An 18082-nucleotide genomic window follows, 5' to 3' on the forward strand; every position below is an offset into this window, starting at 1 on the left:
TGGTAGGCCAGCGACGGGTAGAGCCAGTGGCCCCACATGTCCAGGATGGAGCCCAGGCCGAAGCCGATCTTCTGCCGCATGGGCAGGCGGTCGGCGGGGGGCGGCACCGCCTGCGCCATGGGGAGGGTGGTGGTGTTCACAAGATCCTTCGGGCTTGGATGACGTCGGCGTAGTAGCGGGCCGACAGCTTGGGCGTGCGGACCTGGGTCTCGTAATCGCAATGCACGATGCCGAAGCGGCGCTGGTAGCCGTCTTCCCACTCGTAGTTGTCGATGAAGGACCACAGGAAGTAGCCCTTCAACGGCACGCCGTCGGCGATGGCGCGGTGGGCCTCGCGCAGGTGGTTGCGCAGGTAGTCGCGGCGGTGCAGGTCCAGCACCTCGCCGTTCACCACGGGTTCGGTGTCGTAGCCGCAGCCGTTCTCGGTGATGTAGAGGGCCTGGTGGCCATAGCACTCGGCGCAGAAACGGGTGGCCCAGTAGATGGACTGGGGCACCAGGCGCAGCCAGGGGCTGTCGGCGCTTGGGTAGTTGACCGGGTGGGGCAGGGCCTCGTAGGCGGCGCCGCTGCGGCCGGCGCGCACGAAGGTGGCGCTGTAGATGTTGAGGCCGAGGAAGTCGGTCGGCAGGCTGATGAGGGCGAAGTCGCCGGGCTGCACGTCGGGCGCATCGGCACCGACGCGCGTCAGGAAGTTGGCGGTGTATTTGCCGGCGTGGATGGCGCCGAGGATCTGCGCATTCCTGTCGATGAACCAGGCCTTGGCGGCGGCGATGTCGGCCGGCGTTTCGGTCACGGGCACGGATACGCCGCAGTTGTCGGTCAGGCCGACCATGGCGCCCTTGCCGCCGAAGGCCCGCACGGCCCGCACCCCATGGCCGTGGCACAGCAGCGCGTGGTGGTAGGTCTGGTTGACGACCTTGGCGCTTTCCTTGCGGCCCGGCGCCTTGCTGCCGGTGCCGTAGCCGAGCAGGGTGAAGCAGAGGATCTCGTTCAGCGTGATCCAGTGCTTCACGTCGGCGGCGAAGGCCTTGACGACGGTGTCGGCGTAGCGGGCGAAGGCGTCCACCGTCACGCGCGAGGTCCAGCCGCCGCGGTCTTCCAGGGCCTGCGGCAGGTCCCAGTGGAAGAGGGTCACCCAGGGCTCGATGCCGTGCTTCTTCATGCTGGCGAAGAGGCGGCGGTAGAAGTCCAGCCCCTTGGGGTTGAGCTCACCATCGCCGTTGGGGTAGATGCGCGGCCAGGCGATGGACAGGCGGTACTTCTTGATGCCGAGCGAGGCCATCAGCGCGAAGTCCTCGTCGAAGCGGTGGTAGTGGTCGCAGGCCACGTCCGGCGTGTGGCCCTGGTAGACCTTGCCGGGGATGCGCGCGAAGCGGTCCCAGACCGACTCTCCCTTGCCGTCCTCGAAGGCCGCGCCCTCGATCTGCGCGGAGGCCGCGGCGACGCCGAAGGCGAAATCGGCGGGGAAAGGACTGGAATATGTCAGCGCTGTCGTCCCGGGCGCGGCGCGGCGCGGCTGGGGGGCCGCCAAGGCGGCAGGTGCGAGCACCGGCAGCGTAGCGGCGGCGATCAGTTGGCGGCGGCGCAGGGGGCGAGTCAGAGTCATGGAGAGTCCTCGTTAGGCCGCGAGGCGGGCGGAGGGCCGCGGCGGCGCGAGGAATATAGGCGTCACGGTTTCAGCCCGTTTCAGATCAGAGGATGCGGCGATGCCGGATGATGTCGGCGTAGTAGTGCGCCGACAGCTTGGGCGTGCGGACCTGGGTCGCATAGTCGCAGTGCACGATGCCGAAGCGGCGCTGGTAGCCGTCTTCCCACTCGTAGTTGTCGATGAAGCTCCACAGGAAGTAGCCGTGCAGCGGCACGCCGTCGGCAATGGCGCGGTGGGCCTCGCGCAGGTGGTTGCGCAGGAAGTCGCGGCGGTGCAGGTCCAGCACCTCGCCGTTCACGACGGGCTCGTCGTTGTAGCCGCAGCCGTTCTCGGTGATGTACAGCGATTGATGGCCATAGCACTCGGCGGCGAAGCGCGTGGCCCAGTAGATGGACTGCGGCGCAATGTGCAGCCAGGGGCTGTCGGCGCGCGGGTAGTTGGCCGGCAGCGGCACGGCCTCCCAGGCCGAGCCGTCGCGACCGGCGCGCACATAGGTGCCGGTGTAGATGTTCAGGCCGAGGTGGTCGGTGGGCAGGCTGATGAGGTCGAAGTCGCCCGGGCGCACATCAGGCGCATCGGCACCGACGCGCTGCAAATAGCTCTCGGGATAGCGGCCGGCGTGCATGGCGCCCAGCACGTGGGCGTTCTTCTCCAGGAACCAGGCCTTGGCGGCGGCGATGTCCTCGGGGGTCTCGGTGACAGGGATGCAGACATCGAGGTTGTCGGTCAGGCCCACCTGCGCACCCGCACCGCCAAACTCGCGCACCGCGCGCACGCCGTGGCCGTGGCAGAGCAGGGCGTGGTGGAAGGTCTGGTTGACGACCCCGGCGCTCTCCTTGCGTCCCGGCGCCTTGGTGCCGAAACCATAGGCCAGTTGCGTGAAGCAGCGGATCTCGTTCATCGTGATCCAGTGCTTCACTTCACCCGCGAAGGCCTTGACGACGGTGTCCGCATAGCGGGCGAAGGCGTCCACCGTCACACGCGAGGCCCAGCCGCCGCGGTCTTCCAGGGCCTGGGGCAGGTCCCAGTGGAAGAGGGTGACCCAGGGCGTGATGCCGTGCTTCTTCATGCTGGCGAAGAGGCGGTGATAGAAGTCCAGTCCCGCCTGGTTCAGCTCGCCGTCACCGTTCGGATAGATACGGGGCCAGGCCAGGGACAGGCGGTAGTTCCTGACCCCCAGCGAGGCCATCAGCGCGAAGTCGTCGTCGAAGCGGTGGTAGTGGTCGCAGGCAACGTCCAGGGTGTCGCCGTCGTGCACCTTGCCGGGCTGGCGGGAGAAGCGGTCCCAGATGGATTCGCCCTTGCCGTCCTCAAAGGCCGCGCCCTCGATCTGCGGGGCCGCGGCGGCAACGCCGAAGAGGAAGTCGGCGGGGAAGGGGCTGGAGTAGGTCAGGGAAGTCATGGGAGGTACTGCGGCAGCTCCGTCAGGGAGCGAGCCAAGGGGTCAGGGTGGCATCCAGGCTGCGGGCCCAGATTTCGTAGCCTTGGGGACTGAGGTGCAGCCAGTCCGGCAGGATGTCCTTGGACAGCGTGCCGTCCGGATTGGTGAGGGCGCGGCCGATGTCGAGGAACACGACCTGGCGGCCATCGGCGAGGGACGGCAGCAGCGCATTGATGCGGGCGTTGTGGCGGCGCATGAGGTCGTCGGGCTTCTCGCCGCGCGGGAAAAGGGCCAGCAGCAGCACCCGGGCCTGAGGCTGGTGCTTGCGGATCTCGTCGAGGTTCTTCTTGATGCCGGCGACCGTCAGCGCCGGGTCTTCGAGGCGGTCGCCGGTGTTGTTGGTGCCGATCATCATGACGATGGCCTTCGGGCTCATGCCGTCCAGCTCGCCATGCTGCAGGCGCCACAGCAGGTTCTCGGTGCGGTCACCGCCGAAGCCCAGGGCGACGGCGTTGTACCTGGCGAAGCTGTTCGCCCAGGCCTGCTTGCCTTCGTTCTCCCAGCCCTGCGTGATGGAGTCGCCGAGGAAGACGAGGTCGACGCGCCGACCGGCCTCGCGGTGGGCCTTGATCTCGGCGAGTTTGGCTTCATGGCGCGGCAACCACCAGTCCACGGCCCAGGATTCCTGCAGGCGCTCAGGGCTCACGGACTGGGTGCGGTAGTCGGGGCAGGCGGTCGTGGCTTTGCCGGTCTTGTTGATGCGCAGCTTGCTGATCTGCACCTCGCCGCTGCCCGTGCCTTCCAGCGTGAAAGGCAGGTTGACGGCGCTGAAATCGTCGCCCTCGCGCCAGAAGCATTTCAGCGCGAAGGACAGGTGCTGGCGGCCCTTGCCAATCAGCTCGCGGCCGGCGAAGAGAAAGGGGATCTTGCGCTCGCAGTCCTTGCCGCAGCCGAGCTTGAACTTCATGCCGCCGTGAGCGAGGTCGATGACGTTGAGATCGAACTCGACGGTGCCTTGTGCGAGGTAGGGGTTCAGGTTCAGCGGCGCGCCGTCCTGCCAGCGCAGTTGCGCGATCCAGGAGTTGCTGAACTGCAGCGTCAGCGCGCCGCCATCGCTGTCACTGCTGCGGCGGGCGGCGACATGGCTGTTCGGCACGCGAGGATTGGCGGGCTTGGGCACGGTGACGCGATCGGCGTCCAGCCGGGCTTCGCCCTCGAAGTCGGTGACGGCGATCTGCCACCCCTTGCCGAGGTCGAGTGACTGCGCTGTCAGCGGCAGCGCGGCGAGCAGGGCCAGAAAAAGGAAACGGTTCATCGTCAGTGCAAGGTCTTGGTCTGGCCAGGCTTGAGATGCAGATCGATCACGCGATCACCGATGCGGACACGGCCACCGCCAGCGCCGGCCACCGAGCGCACGGTGGCGCTCGTGACGCGGCCGTTTGCCCAGGAGAAATCGACCTCGAAGCCGCCGCGGGCGCGCAGGCCCTTGACCGAACCCCGCGGCCAGGCCGAGGGCAGCGCGGGCAGCAGATCGATGACGTTGTCGTCCTGTGATTGCAGCAGCATCTCGGCTATCGCGGCGGTGGCGCCGAAATTGCCGTCGATCTGGAAGGGCGGGTGGGTGTCGAAGAGATTGGGATAGGTGCCGCCCTGGTTGACCTCGCCACCTTGCCGTGCGGCGCGCGAGCCGGGCGTGGCCAGCAAGCCGCGCAGCAGCCCGTGCGCATGGTCGCCGTCGCGCAGCCGCGCCCAGTAGGCCATCTTCCAGGCCATGGACCAGCCGGTGCTGACGTCGCCGCGGGCCTCCAGCGTCTTGCGGGCCGCGGCGCCAAGTTCGGGCGTGCGCGCCGGCGAGATCTGGCGGCCGGGGAAGAGGGCGAACAGGTGTGACACGTGGCGGTGGGTGTCGCGCGGTGTGTCCAGCAGCGGGTCTTGAAGCTCGTCCAGCCATTCCAGCAGCTGGCCCCAACTGCCGACGCGCGGGCCGGCGAGGCGGTCGCGAATCGCGGCGGCCTTGGCTTGCGCGGCCTTGTCGCCGAGCACGGCCGCGGCCCGGGCCAGGTTGTCGAAGTGGTCCCACAGGATCTGCTGGTCATAGGCCACGCCATCCTGGATGGGGCCGTGCTCCGGCGACCAGCCGTTGGGCGCGACGAGCTTGCCGTCGGGCGTCGCCTTCAGCCGGTCTTCCCAGAACTCGCCCACCTCCTTCAGCACCGGCCAGGCGGTGTTGCGCAGCCAGGCCTTGTCCTGCGTGTAGGCGTAGTGCTCCCAGAAGTGGCGGGCATACCAGGCATTGCCCGTCATGTTCCAGAGATAGCTCTGGCCGCCGAACGGGTTGGTGGCGGTGCGCAGCGTCCAACCGCGTACGGGACGGCCATCCCGGGTCAGGAAGGTCTCGATGGGGGGCTGCACCGAGTGGTCCCAGGGAGGCGTCTCGGGCGGCAGCGACTGCGGGTCCTTCAACGCCTGTGCCGCGCGCTCAGCAACGGGGCGGCGCCATTCGGGGATGAGCCGCTGTACGAAGCGATGGAATGGCCGCGCGGTTTCAGCCAGATTGGTCGGCTCGGCCGGCCAGTAGTTCATCTGCAGATTGATGTTGGAGTGGTAGTCGCTGTTCCACGGCGGCTGCAGATGGTCGTTCCACAGGCCTTGCAGATTGGCCGGCAGCGAGTCGCGCGAACTGGAGACCAGCAGATAGCGGCCGAACTGGAAGTAGAGCGCTTCCAGCTCCGGGTCGCCCCCGTCCTGGGTATACGCAGCCAGGCGAGCATCCGTCGTCAACGCACGGCGGTCTGCGGGACTGGTACCGAGGTCCAGTTGCACGCGGCCGAGCAGCGCAGCGACGTCGCGCTCGTGATCGGCGCGCAGCTGCGGCCAGGGTTTGGCGGCGGCGACCTGGGCCTGCACGCGTGGCAGCGGCGGCTTGCCATCGGCGAAGCTGGTGCCGGCGCCGAGGACGATGGTCAGCGAATCGCAGCCGCGCAGTACCAGGGTGTTGCCGTCGGTGACGACGCTGCCGCCTTCGTTCAGGACCTGCAACCTGCTGGCGTAGGCCAGGCCGTTGGGCAGGCTGCCGATAGCGGTCAGCGTCTGGTTGGCGGCGCTGAGTGCGGCACCATGGCGGTCGTTCAGCGCGATGCGGCCGTTGTAGCGGCCCGGCTTGTCGGCACTCAAGTGCCAGGCGATGACCTGGGCTGGATGGCTGGCGAGGGTCACGCGCTCGAAGCGAACCCCGCCCTGCGTGTAGCTCAGGCGGTGCTCCGCGCGGGAGATGTCCAACTCGCGGCGGTAGTCGCTGACGGGCGAAGTCGCGGCGTCGAGTTCGAGCACGACGTCCCCGAACGGCTGGTAGGCGCCCAGGGCCTGGGTATCGCCCGTCCACAGCGTGATGTCGTTGAACTGCAGCCGGTCGCGCCCGACCTGGCCGAACAACATGGCCCCCAGCCGACCGTTGCCGATGGGCAAGGCCTGCTGCTCCCAGCCCTTGGCCGTGTCCGGCGCGGGCTGGGCATAGCGCAGCACCAACTCAGCCGCGTGCAGGGGCAGGGCCAGCAGCAGGCAGCTGGCCAATAGCAGCGAACGGCGAAAGCTCATGGGGTGCGGCCCATCTTGATCTTGAGCATGACGGGCTCGGCCGGCAGGTTCAGGCCGTAGTCGACCTGGTCGCCGTTCCAGACCCTCTCCATGACCCAGCGGCCCTGCGCGTCGAAGCGGCCCTGCTCGGTGCGCAGCATCATGCCCTTGGTGCCCTCAGCGGCCTCCATGCGCACGCGCACGCGGTGGCCGATGAGGATGAATTCGTCGGGGGCGATCTGGGCGATGGCAGCGCCGCCGTTGGGCTCCTCCGTGCCTGGGGCCGGCTTGGCGAATTCGCCGCCCCAGCTGGCTTCGCCAAAGCGGCCCAGGCGGTAGGTCAGCTTGGCCGTCCAGCCGGGGAAGTCCAGCTGCTGGGGCTTGCGGTCGTCGGCCTCGCCAATGCCTTGCGTCTTGCCGTCGAAGGCCCATTGCGCCCATTGGCGCTGGATGGGCGCGAACATGCGGTAGACGCGCTCGAAGGGTTCGACCAGGGTCTTGTCCGTGGCCTGGGTGCCCAACGGGTAGTTGCTGTAATTGAAGTAGTCGATGCCGAAGGGCGAGACGCCGATGGCGCCGCGGCCCAGCATGGCGTACAGGAAGCGGCCATAGGCCGGCTTGCTGCCGATCTCGGGCACCCACAGCGCGTTGTCGGCGCGGCCGAACAGGCGCAGATTGGCATTCACCTGCTCGGAGTCCGGCGTGTAGATGTCGGGGCTGGCGATGTCGATGGCGGGCGCCGCGGCCTTGTAGATGTCGATGACATCCCAGGTCGGGCCGCCGCTGGCGAAGTCCTTGTTCCAGGGCTTGGGTGGCTGATCCAGCGGGTTGCGCAGCGCGTTGTTCACGTACATGGGCAAGTCGTAGACGGCACGGCCGGCCTTGGCGATCTCGCCGATATAGCGGGCGATGGCCCAGGCGTGGAAATACTCGTCGGCGTAGGCGCCGTAAACCTCGCGCCAGTTGCCGCTTGCCGCAGCCACCGGCTTCTTGCGCGCCAGCACGGCTGCCGGCACGGGCTGCTCAAAGGCGGCCTGCGCCTGCGCGCCGAAGTCACGCACCAGGCCATAGGTGCCGACCTCGTTCTCGACCTGCACCATCAGCACGGTGCGCTCGGTCGAGTCGATCTTCTTCAGATGGCCCATCAGTGCGACAAAGGCCTTCTTGTCGGCCTTCAGCGTCTCGGCCCCCCAGGGGCTGAGGCTGTAGTTGGACTTGCCTTCCTGGTCGACGTTGAAAGGGAAGCGCTTCGGGTCGAGCTTGACCCATGTCGGCGTGTACTGCGCGCTGGTGTTCTTCCAGGTGCCGAACCACAGGATGACCAGGCGCTTCTTGTGCTGCCGCGCCTGCTTGACCAGGGTGTCGACAAAGCTGAAGTCGAAACGGCCCTCCTCGGGCTCGACCTGTTCCCAGGCCACCGGCATCAGCACGGTGTTGGCCTTGAGGTCGTTGGCCGCGTCCCAGACGGGCTTCAGCGCGCCGGGGTAGTTGCTGGAGTTGTGGGCCTGGGCGCCGAGGATCAGGAAGGGCTTGCCGTCGACGAGCAGGGCATGGCGGCCGTCCTGCGACGCGAGGCGAGGCAGCTCGGCGGCCTGGGCTGCGCTGAGCAGGCAGGCCAGGGCCGCGGCGAGAAGGTGATTTGTCTTCATCGGAGTTCCGGAGAAGCCCGGCGGCCTGGACGGCCGCCGGGCGTTGCCAACGCTCAGAAAGAGTAGCTGGCCTGCACCGAGTAGCGGCGACCGGTGTAGTTGACGCCGCGGGTCATGAAGCCGATGTGTTGCTGCATCAGCTGCCGTGCCAGCGCGTTGTTCAGGTTCTGCCCTTCCAGGCTGACGCTGAAGTTGTCGCTGAAGCGGTAGGTCACGCCGGCGTCGAGCTGGCCGTAGGCGTCGCTCCAGGTCGGCAGGGCCCAGGCCACGCCGCCGCCGGCATTGGGCAGCTGGCCATCGCCACCGTTGGTGCCGTTGACATTGACGCCCTGCAGATACTTGGAACGCCAGCTGTAGGCCAGTCGCGCCGAGACCGGGCCGTAGTCATAGAGCAGGGCCAGGTTGTAGGCGTTCTTGGACAGGTTGATCAGCGGCAGGTTGCCGAAGGTGCGGCCGTCGGTGTCGCAGCCGTTGATGTTGAGGTTGAAGTTTTCCGGGCCGGTGCTGGTGCCGCTGCAATACGCCGTTAGGACCGGGTCGTAGGGCTTGGTCTTGCTGTCGACATAGGTGTAGTTGGCCTGCACGCCGATGCCCGACAGCCAACCGGGCAACATATCGAGGTAGCGCTGGAAGGCGACTTCCAGGCCGCGGGCGTGGCCCTTGGCGCCGTTGACCGGCGACGTGATGTTGAAGGTGACCGGCTTGCCGGCACCGTCGAGCAGCTGGGTCGTGGCCGACTGCTTGACGATGATGTCCTTCAACTCCTTGTCGAACAGGGCCACGGTCAGCGAGCCGGTCTTGGAGAAGTACCACTCGCCGGTCAGGTCCAACTGGTTGGACTTGACGGGCCTGAGCAGCGGGTTGCCATTGGCCTTGCCGGTCAGCGCGACGCTGTCGACGACGACGGTGTTGCCTACGGTGTGCTGTGTGGTGTCCAGCGACAGCGCCGTGTAGGCCTGCATGTCGGAGAAGTCGGGGCGCGAGATGGCCTGGGCCGCGGCAAAGCGGAACTGCAGCTGGTCGCTGGCCTTGAGGCGCAGGTTCAGGCTGGGCAGCACATTGGTGTAGGTCTGGCCTGCATCCAGTGGCTTGGCGAACGCGGTGACGCTCGGGATGGGCACGCCGCCAATCGACTGGCCCGGCTGCAGGGTCGGCGCATTGGTCTTGAAGACCATGTAGCCGGCGGCCTTCATGTCCGTGCGCACGACGCGCAGGCCGATGTTGCCGTCCACGGGCATGGGCAGATCTTCCCAGCCGAAGCGCAGCTGGCCGTAGGCAGCCTGGGTCTTCTCATGCTGCTCATTGGTGCCCAGGGGGTCGGTGCCGAAGGTGGCGGGCGCCCAGGTCGCGCAGCCGCTGCTCCAGCCTTGGGCTGCAGCCTGCTCAGCGCAGAGGATGTCGTGATACTTGTGCAGGTCGGCGTAGCTGTTCGGGTAGCCCTGGGCCAGCGATACGGCCGGCACGTAGATGCTGGGCACGCTCTGGCCGCCGAAGAAGTTCTTGAACTCGTGCAGCGTGACGGGCGCGTTGAAGCGCGGGTCGTTCAGCCGGGCCACGTGGCTGATGTCCCAGCCCTGCTGCCAGGTCTGGGTGATGGCCGCCCAGTTGTAGCTCGGCGTGGAGTTGATCGTCGTCGCGTTGCGATCGGTCAGGCGGATGCCGAAGCGCAGGTCCTGCAGCACGGCGCTGTCGAAGTTGAACTTGGCGTCCGCGCGCCAGACCTTGGAGTCGGCCTTGCTGCGGTCCAGATGTTCCATCGTGAACGCCCAGTAGTAGTTGCCCTTGTCTTGCAGGGCCGCTAGGTCGGAGGCGTCGAAGACGACGCGGGGCGTGGAGCCTGACAGATCCAGGGTCTCCTTGGGCATCTGCAGGCCGGTGGCGACGGTGGAATCGAAGGCGTTGGTCTTGGACTTCACGATCTGCAGGTCGGTGCTGAAGCTCCAGCGGTCGCTGGCCTTCCACTTCAGGTTCCAGCCCAGGTCGCGGGTGCGCGAGTCGCGCGTCATGTAGCGGGTGTCGGCGCCGAAGTTGATGCCGCCATCGGTCGGGTCGGTCAGCGTGCCGGTCAGCAGGGCGCCGTTGGCGCCGTAGGTGGCGCCGGAGGAGATCTTCAGGTTGGACGGCGTGGACTGGGCGAACAGCGCGTTCTCGTCCCAGTGCATGCGGTACTTGGACTCGAAGTAGGTCAGCGAGCTGCTGATGTTGTCCTTCCTCCATTGCAGGGCGCCGTAGCTGCCGTCGCGGGTGCGGTCGAAGTTGGAGTCGCGCCATTGCGCGCCCTTGGGCACCCAATGCGTGCCGTCGATGTTGTAGTAGGGCTCGGCCTGCCAGAGGTCGGTGCGCGTCGTCGTCTTGCTGCGTGCCAGGCTCAACAGGGCGCCGAATTCGCCGAGGTCGGTCCTCCAGCGGTTGGAGATCAGGCCCGAGGCCGCAGGACTCCACTTGCCCTGCAGGTCGTTGTAGTTGCCGCCCAGCGTGATGGCGCCCTTCAGGCCGTTGTAGTCGAAGGGCATGGCGGTGCGCAGGTTGACGAGGCCGCCGACGGCGCCTTCGACCTGCTCCGCCGACGGGTTTTTGTAGACGTCCACGCCGGCCATCAGCTCGGGCGGCACGTCCTCGAAGTTCAGCGCGCGGCCGCCATTGGCGGAGAAGGTGTCGCGGCCGTTCACTTCAGAGCGCACATAGGACAGGCCGCGGACGTTCACGCCCGATCCTTCCACCGAGTAGTGCTCGGGGTCGCCCTTGGCCATGGTCCGGTCGATGGTCACGCCGACGATGCGCTGCAGCACCTCGGTGACGGACTTGTCGGGCAGCTTGCCGATGTCGTCGGCATTGACGGAGTCGACGATCTCATCGGCCTCCTGCTTGATCTTCTGCGCCGACTGCAGGGCCGCGCGTCGGCCGCTGACGGTGACGGTCTCGATCCTCTGCGTCTTGGCCTCGGGCGCGGACGCGGCGGCGGCCGGCGCGGGGGCGGGCGTGGTCTGCGCCGAGGCCAGGCCGCTGCAAAGCAGGGCGAGCTGGGCGGCGGCCAGGGATACGGCGGTGCGTTGAAGTGTCTTCACTGTGTCTCCTCGTTGTGGTCTGTCTCTGTGGGACTGCTGCTGGTTCGGCGGGAATTCAGGCGTCAACATCGCCGGGTCGAACCGACGCGCTGCCTTGGGGCGAAGTTGTTCGTCATTGGCAACGTTGTCGGTCCGGGCGTGCTGATGCTGTCGTGGGGAAAACGGTGGGCGTCAGCCGCAGAAGCGGTTGACGAGGTTCTCCAACACTTCCTGGCGGCCCGACACGGGGGCCACGTCGGTGTTGGTCTGGAGGACCTGGTCGGCGAGGGCGTCGAGGCTGCGTCGGCCCTGCAGGATGTCCTGGCCGGCGGCTGTGTCCCAGCCGGCGTAGCGGGCATCGACAGCCTTCTTCAGGCGGCCGTCCTCGATCATCTTTTCGGCGATCAGCAGGGCCTGGGCGCAGACGTCCATGCCGCCGATATGGCCATGGAAGAGGTCGGCCGCATCGATGCTCTGGCGGCGCACCTTGGCGTCGAAGTTCAGGCCGCCGCTGCCGAGACCGCCGGCCTGCAGCACGTGGTACAGCGCGATGGCCGTCTCGGGCACATTGTTGGGGAACTGGTCGGTGTCCCAGCCCAGCTGCGGGTCGCCGCGGTTCATGTCCAGGCTGCCCAGGATGCCCAGGGCGCCGGCCGTGGCGATCTCATGCTCGAAGCTGTGGCCCGAGAGGGTCGCGTGGTTGGCCTCGATGTTGACCTTGACCTCTTTCTCCAGGCCGTAGCGCACCAGGAAGCCGTAGACGGTGGCGGTGTCGAAGTCGTACTGGTGCTTGGACGGCTCGCGCGGCTTGGGCTCGATGAGGATGGCGCCCTGGAAACCGATCTTGTGCTTGTACTCGACCACCATGTTGAGGAAGCGGCCGAGCTGGTCCATCTCCTGGCCCAGGCGCGTGTTCAGCAGGGTCTCGTAGCCCTCGCGGCCGCCCCACAGCACATAGTTCTCGCCACCGAGCTTGAGCGTGGCGTCCATCGCATCGCGCACCTGCAGGGCGGCGAGCTTGAAGATCTCCGGGTCGGGGTTGCTGGCCGCACCCGACATGAAGCGGCGGTGGCTGAACAGATTGGCCGTACCCCACAGCAGCTTCAGTCCGGTGGCCTGCTGCTTCTCGCCGAGCACGTCGACCAGGCGCAGGAAGTTCTCGTGGCTCTCGCGCGGCGAGGCGCCCTCGGGAGCGACGTCGCGGTCATGGAAACAGTAGTAGGGCAGGCCGAGCTTGGCGAAGAACTCGAAGGCGGCGTCGGCCTTGGCCTTGGCGAGTTCCATCGGCGTGCCGCCCTGGAACCAGGGCCGCTCGAAGGTGGCGCCGCCAAACGGGTCCAGACCCGTCCAGACAAAGTTGTGCCAGTAGCAGGCGGCAAAGCGCAGATGCTCCTCCATGCGCTTGCCGAGAACCATGCGGTCCTTGTCGTAATGCTTGAAGGCCAGTTCGTTGGGGCTGTCGGCGCCCTCGTAGCGGATGGGCTGGATGTGTTCGAAATAGCTCATGGGTCAGGCGCCTTTCAGGCGCTGGTACAGGTCACGGAAGCGCGCCAGGCGTGGAGCCAGGCGGGCATGGCGTTGGGGATCGGGAGAGAAGAGGGCGGCCACGGGCGGGCGGGTGCAGACGGCATCCACAGCACCGCCGGCGGCCAGCCAACCGAGACGAGCGGCACCAAGGGCGCCACCGGCTTCGCTGCCGGTGTGCAGCACGATGTCGACTTGAAGCGTGTCGGCGATCAACTGCGCCCAGAAGTGGCTGCGCGAACCGCCGCCCACCAGCGACAACTGGTGGACCTCGGTGCCCGCAGCCCGCAGCGCGTCCAGTCCGTCGGCCAGGCCGAAGGCCACGCCTTCGAGCACGGCATAGGTGCAGTCGGCACGCGTCGTTTGCGCCTTCAGGCCATGGAAGACGCCCGGCGCAAACGGGTCGTTGTGCGGCGTGCGCTCGCCGGCGAGGTAGGGCAGGAAGATCGGTCGATTGACTGCGCTGTCATTTGGTGAAAGCTCAGCCAGCAAGGCGGCTTCATCGGCGCCGACGAGGTTGCAGAACCACTTGAAGCAGCTCGCCGCCGACAGCATCACGCTCATCTGGTGCCAGCGCTGGGGCAGGGCATGGCAGAAGGCGTGCACGGCCGAGGCCGGGTTGGGCCGGTAGCGGTCGTTGACGACAAAGAGCACGCCCGAGGTGCCCAGCGAGATGAAGCCGTCACCCGGCTGGGTGGCGCCGATGCCGATGGCGCTGGCGGCGTTGTCGCCCGCGCCGCCGGCAATGACGACCTCGGGGCCCAGGCCCCAGGCCTTGGCGAGTTCGGGCTTCAGGATGCCACTGGGCTGGTTGGCTTCGACCAGGCGCGGCATCTGCGCGCGCGTCAGGCCGCAGGCGGCCAGCAACTCGTCGGACCAGTCGCGGCGGGCCACGTCCAGCCACAGCGTGCCGGCAGCGTCGGAGGGGTCGGAGACCTTGTCGCCGCACAGTTGCAGGCGCAGCCAGTCCTTGGGCAGCAGCACGCTCTTGACGCGCTCGAAGACCTCGGGCTCGTGCTTCTTCACCCACAGCAGCTTCGGGGCGGTGAAGCCCGGCATGGCGAGGTTGCCGGCGATGTCGTGCAGGCGTGGCGCGGCGGCGGTGAGCTCGGCGCACTCGGCGTGGCTGCGGCCGTCGTTCCACAGGATGGCGGGGCGCAGCACGGTGTCGGCCTCGCCAAGCAGCACGGCGCCATGCATCTGGCCCGACAGGCCGATGCCGCGCACGGCGGCGAAGGCCACGGGGTGGGCGGCGCGCAGCTTGGAGACGGCGTCGCCGGTGGCGCGCCACCAGTCGGCCGGGTTCTGCTCGGACCATAGAGGCTCCGGCGACGACAGCGTCAACGCGCTGCCGGCCGTGCCGACGATATGGCCCTCGCCGTCAAGCAGCAGCAGCTTGACTTCCGAGGTGCCGAGATCGATGCCGAGGAACATCAGTGGGCCTCCTCGGTTTCGGTCATCACCGCGCCGCTGTCAGCCAGTGGCAGGGCCGGGCGGGTCAGGCGGTAGCGGGCCAGCGCGGCCGCACCGATGGCGACGGCATTGGCGCCGAACATCGACGTGCGCACGCTGGGCGGCGGCAGGCTGGCCGCGGTGGCGTAGTCCAGCAGCGTGTCGAGCGCCGGCTTCAGAAAAGGCTCGCCCAAATCGACGACGCTGCCGCCGAGCACGATGCAGGCCGGGTCATAGGCGGTGGCCAGGTTTTGCAGCAGCACACCGAGATAGCGGCCGGCGGAGTTGACGGCCTTCAGCGTCTCGGCGTCGCCATCCACAAGATGGGCGCGCACTTCGGCCAGCGAGCGCAGTGCGGCTTCATCGCCGCTGCCGTGCAGCATGGCGCGAGTGGCGATCAGCGCTTCGGCGCAGCCGCGGCGGCCGCAGGAGCAGCGCGGGCCATTGAGCTGCAGCACCATATGGCCGACCTCACCCGCAAAGCCGCGGCTGCCGGTCAGCAGGCGGTCGCCGACGATGACGCCAGCACCCAGGCCGTGGTTGATCGACACATAGAGCAACGGGTCGGATGCTGGCGCGGGGTTGAACTCCATCTCTCCCAGGGCCGCCACGTCGGCTTCGTTTTGTATGAAGAGAGGCACACCGGCCAGCGTTGTGTCTTGCAGCTTCTCGGCCAGCAGGGTGCCGAAGGGGATGTCGCGCCAGCCCAGGTTGGGGGCGAAATGCAGCAGGCCGCGGGCCTCGTTGACGCCGCCCGGCAGGCCGACGCCCAGGCCGAGGATCTGCTGCCTGGCGTCCAGTTGCTTGCTGAGCTTGATCAGCGCATTGGCCAGCGTGGTGATGCAGGCCTTGGCGGTGCGGCTGGCGCCGTAGTTGGCCACGGTGCAGGCCTTGAGCTCGCCGGTCAGCGAGGTGGCGACGACGCGCACGGATTCGATGCCGACCTCGGCGCCCAGCAGCAGCAGGCGGTCGGGATCGATGAAGAGAGGGGTGGGGCGGCGGCCCAGGTCGCCGGTGGCGACGACCTCGCGCTCGATGAGCCAGCCCTCGGCAATCAGCTCGCGCGTCAGCATGCTGACGGTGGACTTGGTCAGGCCGACGGCGCCGGCCAGATCGGCGCGCGACAGCCCCGGGTGGGCGCAGAGGTGCCTCACCAGTGCCATGCGGTTGATGACTTTGAGCAGCTGTTGGCTGCCGGCAGCTTCGGCCTGCATTTGTCTCCTAGTCATGCCCGTGCTCTGACAGGCTTGGAGGCTATATTAGTTCGGCCATCGAACGAAGTAAATACGGTGTTGACCCCTATCGCGATGCGGCCCACCTGGCCGAAGATCGCGCCGCCCGCCGGTGACGCGGTGAGGCCCCATAAAAACTGGCCCGAGACAGCCAATGCCCGAATCTCCCATCCGCAAGATCGTCATCGTCGGCGGCGGCACCGCCGGCTGGATGGCCGCCGCGCCGCTGGCCCAGCGCTTTGCCGCAGTGGGCGGGCCATCGGCCTGCGAGATCGTGCTGGTGGAGTCGCCCGACATCGGCACCATCGGCGTCGGCGAGGCCACGCTGCCGCCCATCCGTGCCTACAACCGCACCCTGGGCCTGGACGGCGCCGACTTCGTCAAGCGCACCCAGGGCAGCTTCAAGCTTGGCATCGAGTTCCGCGACTGGGGCAGCGTCGGGCACCGCTTCTTCCACGGCTTCGGCGACTTCGGCCCGGCCATCGATGCTCGTACGCCCTGGCAGCACTGGCTGCGGCTGTCGCGCATCACGCAGGGGCTGCCGAGTTATGAGGACTGGTCGACGTCTACCGTCATGGCCAAGGGCAACCGCTTCACGCCGCCGGTGGACGGCGCGCCGTCGGCCGCCAATGCCTATTCCTTCGCCTATCACTTCGACGCCGGCCTCTACGCCGCCTATCTGCGCGAGTACGCGATGGAGCGCGGCGCGCAGCGCATCGAGGGGCTGATCGTCGACGTCGAGCTCAGGCCCGAGGACGGCTTCGTCACCGCGGTCAAGCTGAAGGACGGCCGCCGCATCGAGGGCGATCTCTTCATCGACTGCTCGGGCTTTAGAGCCCTGCTGATCGGCGGCGCGATGCAGTCGCCGTTCGAGGACTGGACGGCCCTGCTGCCCTGCAACAGCGCCCAAGCCGTGCCGAGCGAGCGCGTCGAGCCACTGACGCCCTACACGATGTCCACCGCCAAGGCCGCAGGCTGGCAGTGGCGCATCCCGCTGCAGCATCGCACCGGCAACGGCCATGTCTATTGCAGCCACTTCATCAGCGACGACGAGGCCGCGGGCACGCTGCTGGCCGGCCTGGACAGCAAGGCCCTGGACACGCCGCGCCAGTTGCGCTTCACGACCGGCCGCCGCAAGCAGGGCTGGGTGAAGAACGTCGTCGCCATCGGCCTGGCCGGGGGCTTTCTGGAGCCGCTGGAATCGACCAGCATCCAGCTCATCATGGACGGCGTCGGCCGCCTGATCCAGTTCTTCCCGGACAAGCAGTTCAAGCCGCATCTGGCCGCCGAGTTCAACCGCCAGATGGCCCTGCAGTACGAGTCCATTCGTGACTTCATCGTGCTGCACTACAAGCTGACCGAGAGGCGCGATTCGGAGCTGTGGCGCTATTGCGCCGCCATGCCCATCCCCGACTCGCTTGCCCATCAGATCGAGCTCTTCCGCAGCTCGGGCCGCGTCGCCATCTTCGACCCCGGTGGCTTTGCCGAGCCGTCCTGGGTGTCCCTCTTCCTCGGCCTGGGCTTGCTGCCCGAGAACTACGACCCCTTCATCGACCACATCGACCCTCAGGCCCTGTTGCAGCACTTCGTGCGCCTGCGCCAGGCCATCGCCCAGACCGCCGCCGACATGCCGGACCACGGCGACTACATCCGCCGCCACGTGCAGGCGCCCTCCCACCCCTGACCCTCTGCAAAGATCCGACTCCCATGAAGTTCACCGACGGACAGTGGATGCTTCAACCCGGCGTCGCCGCGCATTACGCGGCCGAGGCCTATGCCGTTGAAGTCCATCCCGACCGCCTGGTCGTGCTCGCCACGACCCGCCCCATCAAGCACCGCGGCGACACGCTGCAAGGTCCCACGCTGACCGTGACGCTGAGCTCGCCGCTGCCCGGCGTCATCCGCGTCAGCGTCGAGCACTACTCGGCCTCGCAGGCCCCGCGCCTGCACATCCCCATGCCCGGCGCGACGCGCACCTCCGTGCTGGTGCAGGACGGCGACACCCGTGCCACGCTGACCTCCGGCCCGATCTCGGTCGACGTCAAGAAGGGCGAAGGCTGGAGCCTCACCTTCCGCGAAGGCGACCGCGTGCTCACCAAGAGCGACTGGCGCGGCCTGGGCTATATCCAGTGGGGTGCCAAGGGCAACCATGTGCACGAGCAACTCACCCTGGCCGTCGGCGAGAACGTCTATGGCCTGGGCGAGCGCTTCACGCCCTTCGTCAAGAACGGCCAGGTCGTCGAGAACACCAACAAGGACGGCGGCACGGCCTGCGAGCAGGTCTACAAGAGCGTGCCCTTCTACCTGACCAACCGCGGCTACGGCGTGCTCGTCAACGAGGCCGGCCCGGTATCCTTCGAGGTCGGCTCCGAGAAGGTGGCGCGCGTGCAGTTCAGCCGAGAGGGCGAGAGCCTGGACTACTGCGTCATTGCCGGCCCGACACCCAAGGACGTCGTGACCCGGCTGACAGCGCTGACAGGCCGCGCCCCGCTGCCGCCGGCCTGGAGCTTCGGCCTGTGGCTGACGACCTCCTTCACGACCCAGTACGACGAAGCCACCGCCACCCACTTCATCGACGA

At 67.8% G+C, this 18082-nt stretch carries 11 protein-coding genes; 2 read left to right on the top strand and 9 right to left on the bottom strand.

Going from position 1 to position 18082, the window contains the following annotated elements; genetic code table 11:
* Positions 1-136: 136 nt before the first annotated feature.
* The 9 genes from J2X20_RS29205 to J2X20_RS29245 all read right to left on the bottom strand — a co-directional run bounded on the left by J2X20_RS29205 (position 137) and on the right by J2X20_RS29245 (position 15485).
* A complete protein-coding gene (locus tag J2X20_RS29205; protein ID WP_310273261.1) occupies positions 137-1606 on the bottom strand; it encodes a GH1 family beta-glucosidase in 1470 nt (489 codons plus the stop codon).
* 85 nt (positions 1607-1691) lie between these two features.
* Positions 1692-3050: a GH1 family beta-glucosidase gene (locus tag J2X20_RS29210; protein WP_310273263.1), complete on the bottom strand. Its 1359-nt coding sequence runs from the start codon at positions 3048-3050 to the stop codon at positions 1692-1694.
* 22 nt (positions 3051-3072) lie between these two features.
* Positions 3073-4344 (bottom strand): GDSL-type esterase/lipase family protein, encoded by a 1272-nt coding sequence (locus J2X20_RS29215; protein WP_310273265.1) that lies wholly within the window; start codon positions 4342-4344, stop codon positions 3073-3075.
* A gap of 2 nt (positions 4345-4346) precedes the next feature.
* Positions 4347-6623: a glycoside hydrolase family 95 protein gene (locus tag J2X20_RS29220; protein WP_310273267.1), complete on the bottom strand. Its 2277-nt coding sequence runs from the start codon at positions 6621-6623 to the stop codon at positions 4347-4349.
* Positions 6620-8251, bottom strand: a complete 1632-nt coding sequence (locus J2X20_RS29225; protein WP_310273269.1) for a DUF5597 domain-containing protein — start codon at positions 8249-8251, stop codon at positions 6620-6622. Before J2X20_RS29225 ends, J2X20_RS29220 begins: the two co-directional genes overlap by 4 nt.
* Positions 8252-8304: 53 nt before the next feature.
* On the bottom strand, positions 8305-11316 hold the full coding sequence (locus J2X20_RS29230; RefSeq protein WP_310273272.1) for a TonB-dependent receptor: 3012 nt from the start codon (positions 11314-11316) through the stop codon (positions 8305-8307).
* A 171-nt stretch (positions 11317-11487) separates the two neighbouring features.
* Entirely contained in the window at positions 11488-12801 is a 1314-nt protein-coding gene (xylA, locus tag J2X20_RS29235; protein ID WP_310273275.1) for a xylose isomerase, read from the bottom strand.
* A 3-nt stretch (positions 12802-12804) separates the two neighbouring features.
* The gene (xylB, locus tag J2X20_RS29240; protein WP_310273278.1) at positions 12805-14253 is read right to left on the bottom strand and encodes a xylulokinase; all 1449 of its coding nucleotides are present in this window, start codon (positions 14251-14253) and stop codon (positions 12805-12807) included.
* Complete coding sequence (locus tag J2X20_RS29245; protein WP_310273281.1) at positions 14253-15485, bottom strand: ROK family protein; 1233 nt, start codon at positions 15483-15485, stop codon at positions 14253-14255. Before J2X20_RS29245 ends, xylB begins: the two co-directional genes overlap by 1 nt.
* Before the next feature lie 172 nt (positions 15486-15657).
* Between J2X20_RS29245 and J2X20_RS29250 the strand changes: the two genes are divergently transcribed.
* Together J2X20_RS29250 and J2X20_RS29255 are read left to right on the top strand one after the other, a co-directional pair.
* The gene (locus tag J2X20_RS29250) at positions 15658-17187 is read left to right on the top strand and encodes a tryptophan halogenase family protein (RefSeq protein ID WP_310273283.1); all 1530 of its coding nucleotides are present in this window, start codon (positions 15658-15660) and stop codon (positions 17185-17187) included.
* Positions 17188-17210: 23 nt separating this feature from the next.
* The coding region (locus tag J2X20_RS29255; protein WP_310273285.1) for a TIM-barrel domain-containing protein at positions 17211-18082 on the top strand (872 nt) is incomplete at its 3' end.

It is taken from the genome of Roseateles saccharophilus (assembly GCF_031458095.1).
Lineage (GTDB): Bacteria > Pseudomonadota > Gammaproteobacteria > Burkholderiales > Burkholderiaceae_C > Pelomonas > Pelomonas saccharophila_A.

What these genes read in the sequence shown, in the direction of transcription:
- J2X20_RS29220 (WP_310273267.1), bottom strand. Translation starts at nt 6,623, where the DNA reads ATGAGCTTTCGCCGTTCGCTGCTATTGGCCAGCTGCCTGCTGCTGGCC.
- J2X20_RS29250 (WP_310273283.1), top strand. Translation starts at nt 15,658, where the DNA reads ATGCCCGAATCTCCCATCCGCAAGATCGTCATCGTCGGCGGCGGCACC.
- J2X20_RS29210 (WP_310273263.1), bottom strand. Translation starts at nt 3,050, where the DNA reads ATGACTTCCCTGACCTACTCCAGCCCCTTCCCCGCCGACTTCCTCTTC.
- J2X20_RS29245 (WP_310273281.1), bottom strand. Translation starts at nt 15,485, where the DNA reads ATGCAGGCCGAAGCTGCCGGCAGCCAACAGCTGCTCAAAGTCATCAAC.
- xylB (WP_310273278.1), bottom strand. Translation starts at nt 14,253, where the DNA reads ATGTTCCTCGGCATCGATCTCGGCACCTCGGAAGTCAAGCTGCTGCTG.
- J2X20_RS29215 (WP_310273265.1), bottom strand. Translation starts at nt 4,344, where the DNA reads ATGAACCGTTTCCTTTTTCTGGCCCTGCTCGCCGCGCTGCCGCTGACA.
- J2X20_RS29225 (WP_310273269.1), bottom strand. Translation starts at nt 8,251, where the DNA reads ATGAAGACAAATCACCTTCTCGCCGCGGCCCTGGCCTGCCTGCTCAGC.
- J2X20_RS29205 (WP_310273261.1), bottom strand. Translation starts at nt 1,606, where the DNA reads ATGACTCTGACTCGCCCCCTGCGCCGCCGCCAACTGATCGCCGCCGCT.
- xylA (WP_310273275.1), bottom strand. Translation starts at nt 12,801, where the DNA reads ATGAGCTATTTCGAACACATCCAGCCCATCCGCTACGAGGGCGCCGAC.